Source organism: Domibacillus sp. A3M-37 (assembly GCF_024213455.1).
Classification (GTDB): Bacteria; Bacillota; Bacilli; order Bacillales; family Domibacillaceae; genus Domibacillus; species Domibacillus tundrae.
Map to the genome: position 1 here is coordinate 107073 of NZ_JANAVL010000005.1, position 18640 is coordinate 125712.

At 38.9% G+C, this 18640-nt stretch carries 23 protein-coding genes, 1 tRNA gene and 1 pseudogene; 17 read left to right on the forward strand and 8 right to left on the reverse strand.

Going from position 1 to position 18640, the window contains the following annotated elements; all coding sequences use genetic code 11:
- Positions 1–60: 60 nt before the first annotated feature.
- The 6 genes from NLX67_RS10240 to NLX67_RS10265 all read left to right on the forward strand — a co-directional run bounded on the left by NLX67_RS10240 (position 61) and on the right by NLX67_RS10265 (position 3099).
- Complete coding sequence (locus tag NLX67_RS10240; protein WP_046180276.1) at positions 61–1023, forward strand: cation diffusion facilitator family transporter; 963 nt, start codon at positions 61–63, stop codon at positions 1021–1023.
- Complete coding sequence (locus NLX67_RS10245) at positions 980–1228, forward strand: hypothetical protein (protein WP_254311661.1); 249 nt, start codon at positions 980–982, stop codon at positions 1226–1228. Before NLX67_RS10240 ends, NLX67_RS10245 begins: the two co-directional genes overlap by 44 nt.
- 74 nt (positions 1229–1302) lie before the next feature.
- Positions 1303–1872 carry a spore coat protein gene (locus NLX67_RS10250; protein WP_254311662.1) on the forward strand — a complete coding sequence of 190 codons (570 nt, stop codon included), beginning with the start codon at positions 1303–1305 and terminating at the stop codon, positions 1870–1872.
- 39 nt (positions 1873–1911) lie between these two features.
- On the forward strand, positions 1912–2097 hold the full coding sequence (locus tag NLX67_RS10255; RefSeq protein WP_254311663.1) for a hypothetical protein: 186 nt from the start codon (positions 1912–1914) through the stop codon (positions 2095–2097).
- The gene (locus tag NLX67_RS10260) at positions 2094–2729 is read left to right on the forward strand and encodes an MOSC domain-containing protein (protein ID WP_254311664.1); all 636 of its coding nucleotides are present in this window, start codon (positions 2094–2096) and stop codon (positions 2727–2729) included. The genes NLX67_RS10255 and NLX67_RS10260 overlap by 4 nt, the downstream gene beginning before the upstream one ends.
- Positions 2730–2865: 136 nt before the next feature.
- Complete coding sequence (locus NLX67_RS10265; protein WP_046180272.1) at positions 2866–3099, forward strand: hypothetical protein; 234 nt, start codon at positions 2866–2868, stop codon at positions 3097–3099.
- 37 nt (positions 3100–3136) lie between these two features.
- Here NLX67_RS10265 and qoxD read toward each other — a convergent pair whose 3' ends face one another.
- From qoxD to qoxA, 4 genes are read right to left on the reverse strand one after another with little or no spacing between them, the layout of a single operon-like run.
- A complete protein-coding gene (gene qoxD / locus NLX67_RS10270) occupies positions 3137–3421 on the reverse strand; it encodes a cytochrome aa3 quinol oxidase subunit IV (RefSeq protein ID WP_046180271.1) in 285 nt (94 codons plus the stop codon).
- Complete coding sequence (qoxC, locus tag NLX67_RS10275; RefSeq protein WP_254311665.1) at positions 3421–4023, reverse strand: cytochrome aa3 quinol oxidase subunit III; 603 nt, start codon at positions 4021–4023, stop codon at positions 3421–3423. Before qoxC ends, qoxD begins: the two co-directional genes overlap by 1 nt.
- Positions 4020–5969 carry a cytochrome aa3 quinol oxidase subunit I gene (gene qoxB, locus NLX67_RS10280; RefSeq protein ID WP_046180269.1) on the reverse strand — a complete coding sequence of 650 codons (1950 nt, stop codon included), beginning with the start codon at positions 5967–5969 and terminating at the stop codon, positions 4020–4022. The genes qoxC and qoxB overlap by 4 nt, the downstream gene beginning before the upstream one ends.
- Before the next feature lie 18 nt (positions 5970–5987).
- Positions 5988–6908, reverse strand: a complete 921-nt coding sequence (gene qoxA, locus NLX67_RS10285; protein WP_046180268.1) for a cytochrome aa3 quinol oxidase subunit II — start codon at positions 6906–6908, stop codon at positions 5988–5990.
- 305 nt (positions 6909–7213) lie between these two features.
- Between qoxA and NLX67_RS10290 the strand changes: the two genes are divergently transcribed.
- From NLX67_RS10290 to NLX67_RS10305, 4 genes are all read left to right on the forward strand, one after another.
- Positions 7214–7897: a type 1 glutamine amidotransferase domain-containing protein gene (locus NLX67_RS10290; RefSeq protein ID WP_254311666.1), complete on the forward strand. Its 684-nt coding sequence runs from the start codon at positions 7214–7216 to the stop codon at positions 7895–7897.
- Positions 7898–7988: 91 nt separating this feature from the next.
- On the forward strand, positions 7989–9020 hold the full coding sequence (locus NLX67_RS10295; RefSeq protein ID WP_254311667.1) for an FUSC family protein: 1032 nt from the start codon (positions 7989–7991) through the stop codon (positions 9018–9020).
- A 549-nt stretch (positions 9021–9569) separates the two neighbouring features.
- Complete coding sequence (locus NLX67_RS10300) at positions 9570–9947, forward strand: DnaJ family domain-containing protein (protein ID WP_254311668.1); 378 nt, start codon at positions 9570–9572, stop codon at positions 9945–9947.
- 86 nt (positions 9948–10033) lie between these two features.
- Positions 10034–10237, forward strand: coding sequence for a hypothetical protein (locus NLX67_RS10305; protein WP_046180265.1), 204 nt, complete (start codon positions 10034–10036; stop codon positions 10235–10237).
- Positions 10238–10310: 73 nt separating this feature from the next.
- On the opposite strand, the gene NLX67_RS10310 is transcribed toward NLX67_RS10305, so the two are convergent.
- The gene (locus tag NLX67_RS10310; protein ID WP_254311669.1) at positions 10311–10484 is read right to left on the reverse strand and encodes a hypothetical protein; all 174 of its coding nucleotides are present in this window, start codon (positions 10482–10484) and stop codon (positions 10311–10313) included.
- Between the two features lie 243 nt (positions 10485–10727).
- Between NLX67_RS10310 and NLX67_RS10315 the strand changes: the two genes are divergently transcribed.
- Together NLX67_RS10315 and NLX67_RS10320 are read left to right on the forward strand one after the other, a co-directional pair.
- A tRNA-Arg gene (locus NLX67_RS10315) sits at positions 10728–10801 on the forward strand.
- A gap of 464 nt (positions 10802–11265) precedes the next feature.
- On the forward strand, positions 11266–12111 hold the full coding sequence (locus NLX67_RS10320; protein WP_254311670.1) for a 3'-5' exonuclease: 846 nt from the start codon (positions 11266–11268) through the stop codon (positions 12109–12111).
- Positions 12112–12559: 448 nt separating this feature from the next.
- On the opposite strand, the gene NLX67_RS10325 is transcribed toward NLX67_RS10320, so the two are convergent.
- Positions 12560–13741, reverse strand: coding sequence for a DUF4317 domain-containing protein (locus NLX67_RS10325; RefSeq protein WP_046180263.1), 1182 nt, complete (start codon positions 13739–13741; stop codon positions 12560–12562).
- Between the two features lie 398 nt (positions 13742–14139).
- On the opposite strand from NLX67_RS10325, the gene NLX67_RS10330 reads away from it, so the two are divergent.
- The gene (locus tag NLX67_RS10330) at positions 14140–14718 is read left to right on the forward strand and encodes a cupin domain-containing protein (RefSeq protein ID WP_254311671.1); all 579 of its coding nucleotides are present in this window, start codon (positions 14140–14142) and stop codon (positions 14716–14718) included.
- Between the two features lie 264 nt (positions 14719–14982).
- Here NLX67_RS10330 and NLX67_RS10335 read toward each other — a convergent pair whose 3' ends face one another.
- Positions 14983–15627 (reverse strand): YczE/YyaS/YitT family protein, encoded by a 645-nt coding sequence (locus NLX67_RS10335; protein WP_254311672.1) that lies wholly within the window; start codon positions 15625–15627, stop codon positions 14983–14985.
- A gap of 113 nt (positions 15628–15740) precedes the next feature.
- On the opposite strand from NLX67_RS10335, the gene NLX67_RS10340 reads away from it, so the two are divergent.
- Genes NLX67_RS10340 through NLX67_RS10350 form a run of 3 tightly spaced genes read left to right on the forward strand, consistent with a single transcriptional unit; the run spans position 15741 to position 17382 of the window.
- On the forward strand, positions 15741–16193 hold the full coding sequence (locus tag NLX67_RS10340) for a MarR family winged helix-turn-helix transcriptional regulator (protein WP_254311673.1): 453 nt from the start codon (positions 15741–15743) through the stop codon (positions 16191–16193).
- Positions 16194–16218: 25 nt separating this feature from the next.
- Positions 16219–16737, forward strand: a complete 519-nt coding sequence (gene paiA, locus NLX67_RS10345) for a spermidine/spermine N(1)-acetyltransferase (RefSeq protein ID WP_254311674.1) — start codon at positions 16219–16221, stop codon at positions 16735–16737.
- A 21-nt stretch (positions 16738–16758) separates the two neighbouring features.
- Positions 16759–17382, forward strand: coding sequence for an FMN-binding negative transcriptional regulator (locus NLX67_RS10350; RefSeq protein WP_046180258.1), 624 nt, complete (start codon positions 16759–16761; stop codon positions 17380–17382).
- Between the two features lie 286 nt (positions 17383–17668).
- Here the strand turns inward: NLX67_RS10350 and NLX67_RS10355 are convergent, their stop codons facing one another.
- Complete coding sequence (locus tag NLX67_RS10355) at positions 17669–17950, reverse strand: CPCC family cysteine-rich protein (RefSeq protein ID WP_046180257.1); 282 nt, start codon at positions 17948–17950, stop codon at positions 17669–17671.
- A 216-nt stretch (positions 17951–18166) separates the two neighbouring features.
- Between NLX67_RS10355 and NLX67_RS23025 the strand changes: the two are divergent.
- A pseudogene (locus NLX67_RS23025) lies at positions 18167–18622 on the forward strand (SMI1/KNR4 family protein); the annotation flags it as partial.
- Positions 18623–18640 lie beyond the last annotated feature (18 nt).

Below are 18640 nucleotides of genomic sequence, written 5' to 3' on the forward strand. Positions count from 1 at the left end.
CGAGAATAAATGACCATGCGGTTGGGTATAGGGATATATAAGTAATAAAGGAGGCAGTCTATGGCGATTGTTCAATTATTGAGAAAGGGAAATACATCATCCGGCATTGCGTCACTTGGGAATACGGTTCTCGCAATTTTAAAATTTATTGCCGCTGCATTCAGTGGCAGCGGAACGATGTTTGCGTCAGCGATGCATTCACTTGCGGATGCCATTAACCAGGGATTTGTTTTCTTTGGAAGCTCGCTCGCTGAAATGAAGCCGTCTAAGCGGTTTCCGACCGGATTCGGCCGCGTCGTTAATATTTTTTGTATGATAGCGGTCATTGTTGTGTCGATTATGGCATATGAAACGATTTTAAAGGGCTGGAAGCTGCTTCAGCATCCGGAAGAATCAACCGATTTTTTATTAAACGCAGCGGTATTGCTGGCCGCGTTTATTATTGATGGATTTATTTTATTTAAGGCAATGAAAGAGATTTTGCATGAAGCGCGCGTGGAGAAAAAAGGGAATATTGTCGCGCAGGCATTTAAAAATGTCGGCAAGGCGTCCCCAGCCACCCGCCTCGTATTTTATGAGGATATAGTGGCGACGTCCGGTGCTGTGCTGGCATTTATCGGGATCAGCCTTGCACAAGTCGGCGTGTTGGCGGCAGATGGAGTGATTACTATTTTAATCGGCCTGTTAATGGTTTTCGTCGCATTTCGGGTCGGCTATGACAATATGGTCGGTCTCATCGGTGTAGCGGCACCCGTAGAAGTGGAGACAAAAGTGGGCCGGGTGATTTTAGAGGATGCGGATGCTGTTGATATCCATTCGCTGCGGATTATGCAGGAAGGCCGTTCATACCACGTGGATGGCATCGTAGAGCTGCGTAAAGGACTGACCCTTGCGGATGCAGATGACATTAAATTTAGAGTCAAGAACCGTCTGCTCGATGAACCGGAAATAAGCGACGTAACACTAGGCATTATTGAAGATGATGGAACAGCCAGCTGGTCTTCTTCACCTAATCCTCTATAAAAAACCGGATGGCAGCTGCCATCCGGTTTTTCTAGTCAAAAAGGCGGATATATCCTATAATAAAAATCAAGATCTGCATGCACTGGATCAATCTTCTATTTTGACCGTTACAGATGAAAACGGTATCATTAAACAGCTGGATGATACGAACAAAGCCATCGTTTCAACAATTATGACACTTGCTAAAAACCTGCGGATTGCCTAATCAATTTTTGAATAAAATGAACGCTGTGCCGCACACTATACAGGCAATACATTTTATTCAGGAGGCGATTTTGAATGACTTCACCACAATTTAATCATGGGGCACATGAAGTACTTGACGTTCATGAAGTGTTATCATGTGCAGTTGGCGCATTAAACAAATATACAATGCTGCGCTCAAAAGTACAGGATCCGGAACTTTTAGATATTTTGAATCGTCAGTATGCATTTATGCTGCAGGATTATAATACAACTGTCGATTGCTTCCAGTCTGGAAAGGACCCGGCTGTTCCCACAAAAAGCTATAAGATGAAACAAGACAACGAATTTATATACGGCCTTGAAACAAAACAGCCGACAAAACCCATTCAAGCAGAAACGGAAATTAATGATGAAATAATCTCTGGATTTATGCTCAGTGCGCATAAAACCGGGGCAGCTTTAAAAACATACGCTGCACTAGAATCGACAAACCCAGTCGTTCGCCGGGTTTTAGCAGACTCTGTGCCGAACTGCATTGAAATGGCGTATGAAATTTCGATTTATCAAAACAAAAACCGCTATTATCAGGTGCCGCAGCTTTCTGAAGCAGACATGCAAAAGATGCAGCAATGCTATGCACCAGCAACACAGACTTTAACTTAATAAGAATAAAAACCGTCCTTGCGTTTCGGGACGGTTTTTTTGTACGATAAAAAGAAGAAAGGGGGGGCTGGATACAAGTTACTGCGCGAAGCAGCATCAGAAGAAATGCCCTGCTTGTATAAGCTTGGCTACAAGGAGTGGCCAAAAGGAAGGCCGCTTGATCAATACATAAAAGATAATCAAAAAGAAAAATCGCACAGAACACGCAAGGAGCGAAAAGTATGAAATTGATCTCATTAAATATCGGCAAGCCGGCTGAGCTGCCGTATAAAAAGAAAACCGTTTTATCAGGTATTAAAAAAAGATCGGTTCAGACGCCATTGTATTTGTCCAAAACCGGATTTGAGGGAGATGGGCAGGCAGATCTCATTCACCACGGCGGGGAAGACAAAGCAGTTTGTGTGTACGCACTTGAGCATTATGCGTATTGGAAAGAAACATTAAATCGGGCGCTCCCGTCTGCCGCTTTTGGTGAAAATGTAACGGCTGCCGGGGTGCTTGAAACAGATGTCCATATAGGCGATGTCTTTCAATTGGGAGAAGCAGTTGTGCAAATCAGTCAGCCGCGTCAGCCGTGCTTTAAGCTTGCTGCGCTGCATCATGAATCGAAGCTGGCTCTTTTGGCAGAGGAAACAGGTTATACAGGTTTTTATTTCCGTGTTTTAACAGAAGGAACAGTTGATATCACCAGTGAGCTGAAGCGGACGGAGATCCATCCAGCCAAAATAACAATAAGTAAAGCAAATAATATCATGAATAATAAAAACGCTGATCAAGAAGATCTTCACATGCTGCTTCAGTTAGAAGAATTAGCCGAAAGCTGGAAAAAACCGCTTCGTATTCGGGTACAAAAATAACAAATTGGCAGGGAGAAATGAAGCTCCCTGTTTTTTTTGTGATCATTTTATGAATAAATTTTGACGATAATATGAAATAAGTTTGACAATTTTGTGAATATGGGTAAAATAGAAAGTAAGAAGGAGCTGATTAAGAATGACAACAGAACAAATGAAAGTGCTATCATTTATTAAATACTTTTCAGGTGCGGGCTGTATGATTGGAGCAGGTATCTTCCTTATTAGTTTATTTGCAGGCGGTCTCAATGAAGGATTTATGATGTCGATTGTTGGAGCGACCATTCTCGTCAGCTCCATGTGGGTGTTCGGGATTGGTTTAATGTTTGTGTTAATTCAAAATCTTAGTGTAAAACGCCGGGATTTACAGTAATAAAAAAACCGGAGCGGTTTATTCCGCTCCGGTTTTTTTATTGGTAGCCCCAGATCATTGTAAGTAATGTTCCAAGGATCGTCACTACACCGACAAACAAGGCGTAGATGATATTGGTATACAATGTTTTTTTATCTTCTGATTCGCCGATATGCATGAAGAGAAGAAGCTGAACGCTTGCCTGGGCAATCGCTGTAACAAGCAAAATAGCCATTCCCATTTTGTATGACATATCAAAAGCGAGAACCGATAATGCAACGACAGACAGGACAAGAGAAAACACAAAGCCCATAACGTGCTGCTTCGGGAACAATTGCTTCATCATAGTACCATCAGTCCTTTCAAATAAACGAAGCTGAAAATGAAAATCCAGACGACGTCAAGGAAATGCCAGTAAAGCGAGAAAATAAACGATTTATTAGCTGTTTGCGGCGTCAGTCCCCGTTTTCTTACTTGAAGCAGGATCGACGTTCCCCAGAAAAGGCCAAACGTTACGTGTAAACCGTGCGTTCCAAGCAGTGTCATTAAGCTTGAGAGAAACGCGCTCGTTTGAATCGTCGCACCTTCATTTACATACGTTACAAACTCATAAATTTCAACGCAGAGGAAGCCAAGACCGAGCACAAGTGTAATAACAAAGAACGTCATCATCGCTTTTTTCAGTCCAAGACGCATGGCATGAATACCAAGCCCGATGGTAAAACTACTTGTTAGGAGTAAAATCGTTTCAATCATAACCGGCGGCATATGGAAAATTTCCTGCGCGCTCGGTCCAGTACCAAATCGGTTTTCGAGTACAAAGTAAACCGCAAATAATGTGGAAAACAAGGCGATCTCCGCCCCTAAAAAGATCCAGAAGCCAAGAATTTTCAGCCGGTTTTCTTCGGTACTGTATTCAAGCGGCAATGATTCATCTATTTTCATTCTTTGTCACCTCCAAGTTCCCGTTCAGTCCGTTCAATTTCTTCTACTGAAATGTAATAGCCATGATCTTGTTCAAACGAACGCAATGCCATGAAAACAAAAATGGCAATTGTGAATACGATAGCCGGAATCCACCAGCTGAAAACAGCACAGAAGCCTGCGGCAAAAAAGGCGCCGCTCATTAGGAATGGCATACCACTGTTGCTCGGCATATGAATTGGCTCATATGGACCATCGCTAAGCGGCTGGTTGTTTTTCTTCGCAAACCAGAACGCATCCAGTTCTTTAATTTTCGGCACACGTGCAAAGTTGTAAACCGGTACAGGACTGTGTGTAGCCCACTCAAGAGAACGTGCATCCCATGGATCTCCCGTTTCATCACGCGGGCTGTAGCGGATACTCCAGTACAAATTATAAACAAGAATGATGAAGCCGATTCCGAGACCGACCGCACCGATAAAGGAAAGCATGTTAAGCGGGCCGTAGCCAGTGCTTTCAGAGTACGTATACATACGGCGTGTCATTCCGTTCAGTCCAAGGATAAACAACGGGAAAAACGCCACATTAAAGCTGATTGTGATAAACCAAAAAGCGAGTTTTCCAAGCTTTTCATTTAAGCGGAAACCGAATACTTTCGGGAACCAGAAATGGAAACCGGCAATAACCGCAAACACGGTTCCTGGAATTAATACGTAGTGGAAATGCGCTACAAGGAACATTGTATTATGGTATTGATAATCGGCACTCGCCATGGCAAGCATAACCCCTGTAACTCCGCCGATTGTGAAAATCGGAATAAACGCAAGAGAATAAAGCATTGGGGTTGTAAAGGAAATCTTCCCTTTATGCAAGGTAAGCAGCCAGTTAAATATTTTCACCCCGGTCGGTACAGCAATCGCCATTGTTGTAATAGAGAATATGCTGTTGACCATAACACCGTGGCCCATCGTGTAAAAATGGTGCGCCCAAACAACGAAAGAAAGAAGGGAAATCGCAACCATACTAACAACCATCGACTTATACCCATATAAGTTTTTACGGGCAAATGTGGAAATGATCTCACTGAAAATACCGAAAGCAGGAAGAATAACAATATATACTTCAGGATGTCCCCAAACCCAGAACAGATTCGCCCAAAGCATGTCCATTCCGCCGTCCTGCATCGCGAAAAATTTAGTGCCAAACTGACGGTCCATTGTCATCAGAGCAAGCGCCACGGTCAAAACAGGGAATGCGAACACGATAATAACGTTTGTGATTAATACTGACCATGTAAACATCGGCATTTTCATTAACGTCATACCTGGTGCACGCATTTTTAAGATCGTAACGACAAAGTTAATACCTGTCATCAATGTACCAAGACCGGCAATTTGCAGGGAAAGTGAGTAATAGTTATTCCCGACAGTCGGGCTGAATTCAAGACTGGCGAGCGGGAAATAAGCAGACCAGCCGGCATCCGGTGATCCTCCAATAATAAACGAGATGTTAAACAGTCCCGCACCGGCTGCAAACAGCCAGAAGCTGACTGAGTTCAATCGCGGGAACGCTACGTCGCGCGCGCCAATTTGAAGCGGCGTGACAACGTTAATTAAACCGATAATAAACGGCATTGCCATAAACAGGATCATAATGACGCCGTGAGTGGTAAAGATTTCATTGTAATGCTGGGCATCAAGCAGCCCGTTTTCCGGCATGGCGGTCTGGCCGCGCATTAAAAGAGCGTCGACGCCTCCGCGGAAAAGCATAACGAGAGCCACTAGTATATACATAACGCCGATTTTTTTATGATCGACGGTCGTGATCCATTCGCGCCATAAGTAGCCCCACTTTTTAAAGTAGGTCAGGCCGAGCAGAATGGATAGCGCACCAACGACAATGCTGATCATCGCTCCGACAATCATTGGCTCATTGAGAATAAGAAACTGTTGCTCATGCGATTCCATTTTGTGTAGCTCCTTTCATCATTGTTCCGCATCCTTATGGTGGAAGTGATCGGTTTCAGAAGAAGGAGCAGTCTCCATGTCTTCTTCATTGGATACTGGTGATCCGTGATGTTCCCCTTCAGGTGCTGGGCTGAATTCAAGATGGGTGGATGAATATGATTTACGTCCTACGAAATCTGTTTCCAGCAATTCATCAAAGTCTGATTCCGTTAATTCAGGTGCCGTATCTTTTACATCGTTTACCCATTCATCGTAATCTGCAGCCGTCATTGCCTGCGCTTCAAATTCCATTTGAGCGTAGCCTTGTCCGTTAAAGTTTGAGTTCCGGCCCATAAACGATCCAGGCACATCCGCAGCCATATTAATTTTGGTTACATGGGCGCTCATGGCATATTTTTGACCGGCAAGCTGTGGAATCCAGAAGCTTGTAATCGGTCCGTATGAATAAAGCCGGAATTCAACAGGACGATCCACGGGCATATTCACATAGTTCACCGTTTCAATTCCTTCTTCTGGATAGCTGAAGTGCCACTTCCAGTTCGATGATGATGCATAAATAACAAGCGGCTCCTGGTCTTCATAGCCTAATGGCTTGCTTTCAACTTCGCTCGTCGTCCGAACGGTCACAACAGACAAAAACAAAACGATAATGATCGGAATAACCGTCCAAATAATTTCAAGTGTTTTGCTGCCGTGTTCATGAGGAGGTTCATAATCGTCTCCCATTTTTGAAGCCCGGTATTTAATAAGCATAAACGCATATAACACGTAAACGACAAATAAAATGCCAGCCATCACAATGATGGACAAAATGATTGTGTCAGATAACGTTTTGGCCTGCGGTCCTTTTGGATCAAGTACCATAAGCGGGTTTTCACACCCTGCAAGCACCGTAGCAATAGTGAACATTGCTGACAGTAACAGCCATTTCTTTTTCATGCTATACCCCTTTCTTATATAGTTACCTAGTAAAGCGAAAAGATTGTTAATATATTCACAATTAAGCGGTTTAAGGCAGGTAAACAAGAATTACAATGATCTTTTCGCCTTCTCCTATGCTAATCCTATTAGTAGTAAAAAACAATCCTTTAGCGGCGGTGTCACAAAAAATTCAACAGTTTGCATTTCCGTTTCCGAAAAAGGAAAATTGCGGATGGATTCTTTACCAAATTTATGTCCAAGTGATTATTTCTTATAAAACCGGGTATCTTGTAGATGAAGATGTAGAGAAGGAGTGTTTTTTTATGGCGAACATTATTGCAATTTTATCAAGTGGACATAAAGACAAGAAAAATAATTATGAAACCGGCTGGTGGGCAGAGGAACTTTTTGCACCGCTTGAACTCTTAGAAGGAGCAGGCCATACTGTTGATCTCGCATCGCCACTTGGCGGCAAACCAGTGCTGGATCAAGTAAGTCTGCAAGAAGACTATGATCCAACAGGCAAATATAAAGCATTATACGAGTCCGGCCGCGCAGATAATACGTTAAAACTATCAGAAGTAGACGCGCTTAAGTATGATGCGGTTCTGATTGTGGGAGGGCACGGGGCGATGTATGACTTAGCAAAAGACGAATCCCTTCATAAGCTGGTCAATACCATTTATGACAATAAAGGAATTGTGGCAGCGGAATGCCATGGCCCGGCACCGCTTATTTGGACAAATCGTCCAGACGGCAAAAGCATTATTGCAGGCAAAGCGGTGACCGGTTATCCGAATGAAATTGAGCCGGAAGGATTGCTTGATATTCTGCCGTTCAGTCTTGAGGACGAATTAACAGAAGTAGCACAGTACAACCAAGGCAGTCTTGAAAAGAAAGCACATGCCGTTTGGGCAGACGATCAAATTGTTACGAGCCGTGATCCATTTTCATCTGAATTAATGGGTGAGGAACTGGTGAATGCCTTAAAAAAGGTAAATAAGTAGGGCAAATATCTTTCTTTATTTAGACACTTTCACTAAAATCAAGTGAAAGTGTCTTTTTTTGTATTGAAAAGCAAAACAGGAGGAATGAAAGATGACGTTAGGTCCGCGCGTCTTTAAAACAGGCATTGCCGTAACACTATCGCTATACATATGTTTATTCTTAAACCTTGAGCCGGCTGTTTTTGCAGCAGTGGCAGCTGTTTTTACAATTCAGCCATCCATTTACCGTTCTTGGAGACAGCTGCTGGATCAGGTTGTAACCAATACGATTGGTGCTGCAGTAGCCCTTTTTTCCATTTACTTTTTAGGGGACAATCCGATTATCATAGGGCTGTTGATGATGCTGGTTATTTCATTAAGCTTAAAAATGAAAATGGAAAGCACGATCCCGCTGACGCTCGTTACTGTACTGGCCATTATGAGTGCTCCAGGCAATGAAGATATCGATTTTATACTCAACCGCTTTTTCATCATCCTGGTCGGGATTGGGTCTGCTTTGGTCGTCAACCTGCTTATTATACCACCAAACTATAAAAAGAATTATCTTGAAAAAACAACGTCTGTTTTTCAAAATATGTCATTGCTGCTGCGTACAGCTGTTTCTAATGAATTAACTGAAACGTCTTTCCAGGGGCAAAGTAAACAGCTTCAGCAAGATATTCGAAAATTGGAAGATCAGTATAAAATTTTCGATGAAGAACGTGCAAAACTGTCCAAATTAAAACCGCTTGATGTGCGGGAAATCGTTGTGTTTAAACAGATGCTCAAGACGCTTCAGCAGGGGGAAGAAATATTAGAGAATATCGAAGAGCACTATTTTCAAAGCGGGGCTAGTGACGAAGAGGATCATTTTTTTGATCGTCATATTGAACAGCTCATAAAATACCATGAATATTTATTTTTAAAATACGAAGGAAAAACAAGGAAACTAGAAGGTGAATATGAAATGAATATTATGAAGGAAAGTGCAGCATTTTTTGAGCGGTCACAGGATATTTACATGCAAAACAAAAAACGAAAATCCCGTTTATTTATTGTAGCCTCTTCCATTATTGAATATTCGTTTTACTTGCAGCGGCTGGATCAATTAATTGATCAGTATTACAAGGTAAGAAAGAATTGAGAAAATTGAAGACAATCGTTTAAAACAGGTAGAAATAAAAAACATGACTTGGCTGATTAACAGTTACAAAAAAGCATCCTTCTGTGAAAAAGGATGCTTTTTTACATTTATTCTATAAATATCTCGAACTGATATTCGGGCATGTGTTATAATTAAGAAGCAATAGTAAAGGTTTCTCAAGGGTGGTCGGCTCACTCCACTGTCAAAGCATGTCTTTGCAGGAATGGAGGTGAGGCCGTATGACTGTATTTGAATCACTTATGTTCACCGTAGCATTTACGGGGCTGGTTATTTCAATTCTGTCATTCCAGAAAAAAGATTAAAACCGCCCTTGAGGTTTTAGCGAGCCCGGGCGGTTTTAGCCTGTTGTGACGCCGATTCCCGTAATGGAAACCAGCTATTGTGATCGCCGTTTCGATGCTGGACACATCGAAACGGCTTTTTTAATGTATGCTGATCTACTGTCATTATACCCGATTGAAGCCATTTTGAAAACGAAAATAGTTTTGCTATGATAAAGACCAACAATATTAAAATGGAGTGGTTGACATGGACTCATTTCGTATTGCAGAAGAGCGAATCAAAAAAACGCTTGAAGAAGGCGTGTTTGACAATTTGCCTGGCGCCGGCAAGCCGCTGCCGAAGGATGAATTCGAACATTTGCCGCCAGAGCTGCGTATGTCGGTTAGAATGATGAAAAATGCAGGATTTACACCGGAAGATGCAAATCTTCGCCAGGACATACGCAATCTTGAGCGGCTCATAAATGACTGTATAGACCCTGAACAAAAACAGGAATTGAAACGCCAATTAAACGAAAAAATGCTTCGCTACAATCAAATGCTATCCAAAAAGAGAATCGATACAAATTCAGGCATTTTTAAAAATTATGAGCAGAAAATCGAGAAAAAGCTTTTTGGTAAATAAGCATTGAAAATAATTTATTCGTATAGATAGTCCGAATAATTAATCATATAATACATATCCTACTCCTGTTTAGGAGGTGAAACTTAATGACTAATCAAAGAAATAATCAAAATCAAAAAAATGACAAAAGTGTCGCAGAGAGCATTAAGAACACAGCAGGATCTGCATTTGAAACAGTGCATAATGCTTTAGAAACAACAGAAAATGTTGCAATGAATACTGTTGATGCAACTAAAAACGCTGCAAACAATTTAACAGGCAACAAAAAAAACAATCGAGACAATCAATAATGAAAAAAACGCCATTTATCTGGCGTTTTTTTCATTAAATCAGAATTTGATTTTTTCAATAATTCTATTTCTATTAGAACGATAATTTGCCGCTTCCATCATAATACGACGGTTTTTGTGTGACATCCTGAATTGCAGATACCGTAATGTTTTGGGGTTTCACAACGATTGTCTTGTAATTTTTTTGCACCCCAAGATCCACAATTTCTCTTCCATCATATGAACTAGTTTTAGACTCCATTGACATGTAAACACCTCCATTTACCTATTTATATACTATAAATATTACAAAGCAAAGAAAAATATTGCTTTTTATTTAAAAAATGTTATAAATGTTAATTATTCAAACAGGTTACATGCTCAAAAGTGCAAGAACAAGCTATTCCTTTTTGGACATTTTCTTTTTTTGCAATCTATAGAAGTACTATAGTTACTACTTGAAAAGTTTTCTTTTTAAAAATATAATGGAACAGTTCACATTATTTTGTATGTCCCAGTAGCTCAGCAGGATAGAGCAACAGCCTCCTAAGCTGTAGGTCGTAGGTTCGATTCCTATCTGGGACGCTTTTTTTTGAAAAAGGGTTGATATACTAAGGTTCTCAAGGTTAGAAATACCCTGAGTGTCCGACATATATCAACCTTTTTTTTCGTGTTTTTTGGTTGAGCTGTAGGACAAAGCTTTGGACGTTTTTGGGACAGATGGCTGCCTTGTGGTGTCCTCCATTACAATTAGAATGGCATAGTATGGCAAGAGCATATGTAATATAGAAGGAGTACGTCCACGAACCATTGAGGAGTATAGGCATCATATAAGATATTTAAAATTATTTCTAGAAGAGTTTGGATACCAAGTGACATTCATTACAGACCTATCAGCTCGTTCACTCATTTTTCAATTTCATCTGATGTAGTTCTGTTTTTTTATTTGTATTCCTGTTTCTTTCGAAGAGTCCGAAAAACACATTTTTCCCTGTTTTTTTTCAAATGGCTGTATAATGAGAAACAAACAATGAGAAAGGCAGGATACTGTGAATTACATCGTACTTGATATTGAATGGAACGCATCGAAATGGGACCCGCACCACCTGGAAGAAATTATCGAACTCTCAGCCCTGAAAGTGTCGCCCGCTACATTGGACGTGATCGATGTCTTTTCATCCCTGGTGAAGCCAGCAGAACGGTTAACATCGTTTACGAAAAAACTAACAGGCATCACGCAGCGGGATGTGTCTTCCGCGCCGGCCTTTCCACACGTATTAAAGAAATTCAAGGCGTTTCTTGGCACGGAGGAATCCTGTTTTGTGACATGGGGGAAAGAAGATTTTCGGTTCTTGGAAAAGGAATGCGAACGTTACAGACTTCCTTCCCTGAACCTGTCCAGCTATATTGACATATTGCCGATTCTTCAGTTTGGCCTGTACGATACCTTCAACGGCAACACCCCCAGCCTGACCAAAACGATGGAGGTGTTCCAAATCGAAGCAGACGGGCAGGCACACAACAGCTTGGATGATTCGATGAACACCTTAAAAGTGTTTCGCTATCTTCACGGAAAACTGGATGTTCATGCGACGTACAAATCAAACAAAACACCTGAAGAACGGTATCTGTATGAGGATACACTAAAATCCAGCGGGAAAAGGCAATTAATGAAATGCATCTTTGTGTATATGAAGAAGCATGACGTAGACGATGTGGCATTCGATGCCTTCTTTACCAGCCCCATCTGGCTGGATCGGGCCGCTGCACTTGAACTGAATGAACACGTAACGGCTGTTTTTAAAACCGAGTTTGACGCGCAAAAACAAGAGGCATCCGAGAAATATGTATCCCAGAAAGCATTGCTGCTAAATGCTGAAATGTTAACACGATAGTCTGCGTGAAAAGAGGTGTCTCAATAAGGCATCTCTTTTTTGTTCTAAATTATTTGCACCTATTCTGGCATTGCAATTGTGAAAAAGCCTTCCTGATTCAACTGCAGGAAGGCTTCTTGGGTTATAAGGTATTCAATTATTTTTTTTGTTACTTATATAATGAACGTACACAGAGCGAGGCAGATTATTACCCCGCTTCTTTCTATTTTTCATATGGGGGGTGTTTTAGGAAAATGGGGTACACCTTGACTGCGGGTTGAATACAGATATATATCAACCTTTTCTGAACGTAAAGACATTATACGAAAATAACCCTTACCAAACGGGGAGCATTGCTGCTTTGATTTGGTAAGGGTTATTTGAATTTTAAGAACAAATATTATTTTCAATTGTATAATCTGGATTAGAGTTTGATGTCATTATTGTGGTACCTGACACATTTTATATATTATTTATCTGGATCGCCGCCAAAAGCTTCTGGAATCATAGTGAAGCCTTCGATCACGGTATCTTCTTCCACTTCGATCATGAGGTAGCGTTTACCGTTAAAAAAAATTTGTCTCACATATCTTAAATCTTGTGGACTAATAGAAATGTTAGCTGCTTTCGTGTTGATTTTAATCGATTTTGAAGTATATTTCGGCAGGATGCTGCTGGCTTTGATCTCATATTTGTCATCATCAATTATTTTTTGGTAAGCTGATTCAATCTTTTCCGAATTTATATCTTCAAGGCCGCTCATCTTTAAAACACGTTCTACGCTTTTGGAATCTAATTTTGGCGGTTCTTCCTCTTCATTTTCCTCGATCATTCGATTAATCTCTTCATATACATTGGAGAGTGTAGACGTGCTTAGCTGATTTCCTGTTACGTCTTTAATAATTTCCTCAAAAACGATTTTATCATCTTTTGCAGTCATCGTTTCTTCCCCATTTAATACTTCCTCTATCAACTGGTGATCGGGCTCATGAACCTTTCCTGCTGAATATAGAATGTGATTGACATCTGCTGCGTTATCGGTGAAGCAGGGAAACAGAAACCCTGAGATGGGAGCATGGAGGTTGATAATTGGATCAACGACAAAATGATATTTGAATTCTTTTTCCACATAGTCAAAAAGCAGTTCTTTTTTCGGCTCTTGTGTGTTATTTATGCTGCATAGAATAAACGGATGAGAATAAACTGTATCCCGTTCGCTTTCCTCAGCCTCTTCACTTCGGCGTTTCATTGGCTTAAAATATTCTCCACGAATGAATGTTAGGACAATATCCTTCTCATATTGCCGAAGTACAAGCATTTTACCGACGATTTGAAGCATTTGCTCTTTCCAGCCTTCTACATCACTGCTTAATAATCCTTGATGCAAAATGAGCTGACTATTATTTTCAGCTTCCCGTTGAAACTTTAACTCAAAGAGCTTCTCATCCAATTGGCCGGCAAGTAATTTTTTGAAGTTATTCATAAATAACTCCTGTTGATCTTGGTCTAGCATTTCAAAAGGTTGACTTTGATGATGATAAATGTCACTTGATTCCTTCATAATATAGACATTTAAAATGTCGGAGATTTTGAGTAAATCATTGCCTACTTTGAATTGTTTTCGAATATGTGCTATGTCTTTTTTATTCATGGTTAAATCCACTCCTAAGCTGCCCTGATTTGTATACTTACTAGAATAACAAATAACCTTTGCTCTTTAAATTATTCATTCGTTTTAAACGAAAATTTTTAATTACGTGTCGTCTAACGTTTGAAAATCTTCCAAAGGGGAGGTGCTTACAAGTAAAAGACATTTTCGATAACTGGGTTAAAGAAAGGCTCATTCAAGGATAATATAGATTTTCTTACTTAACTAACGAAGCAGGTTAGTTGAAGAATAAGGTTTGATCTTTGTTCAATAACCAGACCATTTAATAAAATAAGTGTTTTAGGCTAAAATGCTTGCTTTAAATAAGTCACCCTGAATCTAAGTACATTCCCTTAACAGGTGCATAGGATAATTTTATAAACTGTGAAGGGATTGAGTAAATGTATTACGTTCCTTATATATATCGATATCGATATCAATATCCTTATTATGTTAATGTACCAATGTATAACGGTGGAAGACCGTCCGTTTACCAGACTTTTCCTAATAGGATAGAGCAGGCAAACCGATTTGATTCTTTTCGCCCCTCCAAAGGTAATGAAAGTATTTTGTTAACAGATTATGGCCCAAAACCATTTGTCGTTAATATCAATGAAGCCACGAAGCAAAACAATACGTATCGTACTGCATTATGGACAGGAACACATTTACAGGTTACTTTAATGAGTCTCAATGTTGGCGAAGATATCGGTTTGGAAATGCATCCTAACGTTGATCAATTCTTACGTATTGAGCAAGGTCAGGGGATTGTTCAAATGGGCAAGAGTAAAGATAATTTAAACTTTGAAAGAAATGTCTATGATGATTCTGCAATAATGGTACCTGCTGGAACATGGCATAATCTAACCAATACAGGTAATGTTCCGCTAAAACTTTACTCCATATATGCTCCTCCTAACCATCCATTTGGTACTGTTCATGTTACCAAAGCAGATGCATTAGCTGCGGAAGAAGACTAGGGTGATTAATTAATATCTTCCTGTCCTAACGGGTGCGTTAGGACAGGAGTACATACAAAAAAGGTCATTTTTGGTTTTTTGATTTGGTCAAAATTGACAATAAAATTTTAAAAGAACCTTTTTAGTAAATATAATTATTTAGGTTATATTATAAACTCGTGTTTGGCTGCTACGCTTATTTACATATAAACGCATATAAAAGCAAGTATCGTAGAAGCCTAGAGTGAAGCGGATTCAAGTAACACAAGAAAAATAAAAAGCATTCTATATAGAATGCTTTTTATTTTTATCATGATTTGGTGATGTACTAGAGTGTATTAATACGCGGTCTAATACTTTTTCAGTAACCGGCGTAAAGTAATTAAGTATTAGCCCTCCTAAACAAACGGTTAATAACGTTCCAACCCCAATTGGTCCATTTAAAATCATTGCCATTATCAAGAATACGAGGTAAATGAATGTTCTCGAAAAAAATATATTTGTTCTAGTTAATTCTTGTATGATTAATGCTAATCGGTCAACTGGAATCGGTACAAAATTTGTATGCAAATACGTTGCAGTTCCTAACCCTATAACAACTAAACCAATTCCAAAACAAACAACTTTGCCGTACCATAGTTCAGGTGTTACCAAATTGGGCAATAAAAAAAGCCACATATCAATACCAGTACCCGCTATAAATGCTGTTAACAGCCCCAAAACTTCTGGTCTTTGTCTTTTTAAAAATGAATTACAACAAATCAATATTAAAGCTATTATTATTTCCCAACTTCCCACAGTAAGCCCCACATTTATAGACAGTCCTACCAACAGTGCATCAAAAGGTGAAGTTCCAAGGTCTGATTGTATAGTGAAGGAAATACCAAGGGTTAATATTAAAATTCCTAATACATAAAAAACATATTTCACTTTACTCGACCCCTTCATTATTTTTTGTTGCAAATGCAACAAAGTTGAATTAAATTTAATGTATATTATTTTTACTGTATTTGCAACAAAAATCATATGCTAAGGAGCTAATTATGGAGGAAATTCTGCGTGAAATTGGGATGATAGCAAGGGCATTAGATTCTATAAGCAATATAGAATTTAAAGAATATCACCTTACAAAAGGACAGTATTTATACCTTGTGCGAATATGTGAAAACCCAGGAATCATTCAAGAAAAGTTAGCTGAGATGATAAAAGTAGACCGAACAACAGCCGCTCGTGCTATAAAAAAACTTGAAATGAATGGATTTATTGAAAAGAAAGATGATGAACATAACAAAAAAATAAATAAACTCTTTCCAACAGAAAAAGGAAAAAATGTATTTCCTTTTATAAAAAGAGAAAATGATTATTCCAATATCGTTGCATTAGAGGGATTTACCGAAAGAGAAGTAGAAACCATTTTCAATATTCTTCAAAGAGTGAGAAAAAATATAGAAAAAGACTGGGAATTTGTAAAAAAAGGAAACAAAAGAAATTATTGATTATATAAAGGAGCGACATATAGATATGACTGTAAATATAAAAAAGTGTACCCTTGAAGATTTACATAAACTTCAAGAAATTAGTTATGAGACATTTAATGAGACATTTAAGCATCATAATTCACCCGAAAATATGAGCGCCTATTTGGAACGGACATTTAACTTAAAACAATTGGAAAAAGAATTATCCAATATCTCTTCACAATTCTTTTTTGTTTATTTTAATAAGGAAGTCGCTGGATATTTAAAGGTCAATACCGATGATGCTCAATCTGAAGAAATGGGTGATGAATCACTTGAAATCGAAAGGATTTACATAAAGAACAAATTTCAAAAACAGAGGCTTGGTAAATATCTGCTAAATAAAGCTATGGAAATGGCAATGGAAAGTAATAAAAAGAAAATCTGGCTGGGCGTATGGGAAAAAAATAAAAATGCTATTGCCTTCTATAAGAAAATGGGGTTTGTTCAAAACGGAGCCCACTCTTTTTATATGGGTGATGAAGAACAAATTGATTTTATCATGACCAAAACACTGATATAAATTTAGTAAAGGCGGGTTATTATGTATATTCCTAAATACTTTAAGGTTACCGATGTTAGTGAAATTTGGGATTTTGTTCAAAAAAATTCTTTTGGCACGATGGTTACAACAAAACAAGGGAAACCAATTGCTACTCATTTGCCGTTGCAGTTGATTAAAGAGGGAGATCCTTGCTACATAACGGGGCATATGGCTTATGGGAACCCTCAATGGAGAACATTCGAAACCTGTGAAGACGTATTAGTAATGTTCCAGGGACCACACGCTTATATCTCTTCTTCCTGGTATGAACAGGAAAATGTTCCGACATGGAACTATCAAGCCGTACATGTATATGGTACAGCCAGCATTTTGAACGAAGAAGAGTTAAAACAGGACCTGACAATGTTGCTGCAAAAATACGAAGAAAACCGTGAGAATCCAGTTTTATGGGATAAGCTTTCTCCTCAACTCTTAGAAAGTCAACTGAAAGGAATTGTTGGATTTAAGATTAAGGTGGGAGAAATTCAGGCTGCATATAAATTAAGTCAGAACCGAAATGAAACGGATTATATTCACATCATTGATAAATTACAAAATGAAGGAAATCCAAATTCGAAACAAATGGCAGAACTGATGGAAAAGAGATTAAAAAATCACATATAAGCCGATTTTTATTCAACCTTCAGATACAAGAATTAAAGAATGGAACGGAGCTTTCATATTAGCAGCTCCTCTTCAGATTGTGAGAGATTGTACTTAAAGTAACGGGGGCGTTAGTTAAAGAGAGAACAAATAAGGGAATGTACTTGCTCCCTTATTTGTTCTTTTGATGAAATATCAATACTGTCGTTTAACAGTTCCTAAAACATTAAAAGCAAAACAACTCAAATTGTTACTCAACAGTGCGTCCGTATTTTCAGATTGAGCAGCAGTTGACCAATACTGTTGATTAGTAGTCCGTATCTTCATTAGTATTGAACACATTAAAACCTTTTAAATCACTCTTATTTGGTTTCCTGACATATTTAATAAAATCTTTTTCGCAAGCACCGAGTTTAGCGAAGTTTCGCTGTGCTTGTCTGAGCGAAACAACATTTGCTCCACCTTCAAAGTCTGGGTCATCAAATTGAACGTTATCATCTTCCCAATAACAAATTTCACATATATCAAACGTTCCTGGCGGTTCTTCATCTAGTGTTTTATATCCACAACATGGACAAGTGTATTTCATTTTTTCACCTCTATTATTTTATCTGTACTTTAGATATTAATATTTCTTGCTAATGGAAGCTTTCAAGTAAATTTATATGCTCAACAGTACGTTCATATAAATGAACCAACCTATTTTCAGATTGAGCAGCAGTAGACCGGTACTGTTGAGGTAATAACAGTCTAACGTTAAAATGGCAGAAGGTGTTTAATCCATTTTTGGAGGGATAGGTCAACCATGAAAACCATATGGCGAGATGATGATTATTATAAGTTACTACCTTTAATGGATAAAGCAGTTGAAGATGCAGAAGAAAAACTTAAAGTAAAGCTACCTGAATCGTATATTAATCTTCTTAAAGAACAAAATGGCGGATACATTAACTATAATTCATTTCCTTCTAGTATCCCAACCTCTTGGGCAGAGGACCATATTCATATAGACCACATTTTAGGTGTGGGTGAAGAAGACGGTATACTACAAAGCGAATATTTAATAAAAGAATGGGGACTGCCCAAAAATATTGCTTTATTCTCCGGAGAGGGACATTCGTGGGTGGCATTTGATTATCGGAATACAAAAAAAGAACCTCCTATTATATATATTGACTTGGACTCTGAACAAGTTATTGAATTAGCGCCTAATTTTGAGACATTCTTAAATGGATTATACGTTGAAGAAGAAAAAGAAGAAGAACTTGAAGATGCTTAT

Bases quoted from the DNA above. Each gene is read 5' to 3' on its own strand.
- NLX67_RS10240 (WP_046180276.1), top strand. From the start codon at position 61: ATGGCGATTGTTCAATTATTGAGAAAGGGAAATACATCATCCGGCATT.
- NLX67_RS10245 (WP_254311661.1), top strand. From the start codon at position 980: ATGATGGAACAGCCAGCTGGTCTTCTTCACCTAATCCTCTATAAAAAA.
- NLX67_RS10250 (WP_254311662.1), top strand. From the start codon at position 1,303: ATGACTTCACCACAATTTAATCATGGGGCACATGAAGTACTTGACGTT.
- NLX67_RS10260 (WP_254311664.1), top strand. From the start codon at position 2,094: ATGAAATTGATCTCATTAAATATCGGCAAGCCGGCTGAGCTGCCGTAT.
- NLX67_RS10265 (WP_046180272.1), top strand. From the start codon at position 2,866: ATGACAACAGAACAAATGAAAGTGCTATCATTTATTAAATACTTTTCA.
- qoxD (WP_046180271.1), bottom strand. From the start codon at position 3,421: ATGAAGCAATTGTTCCCGAAGCAGCACGTTATGGGCTTTGTGTTTTCT.
- qoxC (WP_254311665.1), bottom strand. From the start codon at position 4,023: ATGAAAATAGATGAATCATTGCCGCTTGAATACAGTACCGAAGAAAAC.
- qoxB (WP_046180269.1), bottom strand. From the start codon at position 5,969: ATGGAATCGCATGAGCAACAGTTTCTTATTCTCAATGAGCCAATGATT.
- qoxA (WP_046180268.1), bottom strand. From the start codon at position 6,908: ATGAAAAAGAAATGGCTGTTACTGTCAGCAATGTTCACTATTGCTACG.
- NLX67_RS10290 (WP_254311666.1), top strand. From the start codon at position 7,214: ATGGCGAACATTATTGCAATTTTATCAAGTGGACATAAAGACAAGAAA.
- NLX67_RS10295 (WP_254311667.1), top strand. From the start codon at position 7,989: ATGACGTTAGGTCCGCGCGTCTTTAAAACAGGCATTGCCGTAACACTA.
- NLX67_RS10300 (WP_254311668.1), top strand. From the start codon at position 9,570: ATGGACTCATTTCGTATTGCAGAAGAGCGAATCAAAAAAACGCTTGAA.
- NLX67_RS10305 (WP_046180265.1), top strand. From the start codon at position 10,034: ATGACTAATCAAAGAAATAATCAAAATCAAAAAAATGACAAAAGTGTC.
- NLX67_RS10310 (WP_254311669.1), bottom strand. From the start codon at position 10,484: ATGTCAATGGAGTCTAAAACTAGTTCATATGATGGAAGAGAAATTGTG.
- NLX67_RS10325 (WP_046180263.1), bottom strand. From the start codon at position 13,741: ATGAATAAAAAAGACATAGCACATATTCGAAAACAATTCAAAGTAGGC.
- NLX67_RS10330 (WP_254311671.1), top strand. From the start codon at position 14,140: ATGTATTACGTTCCTTATATATATCGATATCGATATCAATATCCTTAT.
- NLX67_RS10340 (WP_254311673.1), top strand. From the start codon at position 15,741: ATGGAGGAAATTCTGCGTGAAATTGGGATGATAGCAAGGGCATTAGAT.
- paiA (WP_254311674.1), top strand. From the start codon at position 16,219: ATGACTGTAAATATAAAAAAGTGTACCCTTGAAGATTTACATAAACTT.
- NLX67_RS10350 (WP_046180258.1), top strand. From the start codon at position 16,759: ATGTATATTCCTAAATACTTTAAGGTTACCGATGTTAGTGAAATTTGG.
- NLX67_RS10355 (WP_046180257.1), bottom strand. From the start codon at position 17,950: ATGAAATACACTTGTCCATGTTGTGGATATAAAACACTAGATGAAGAA.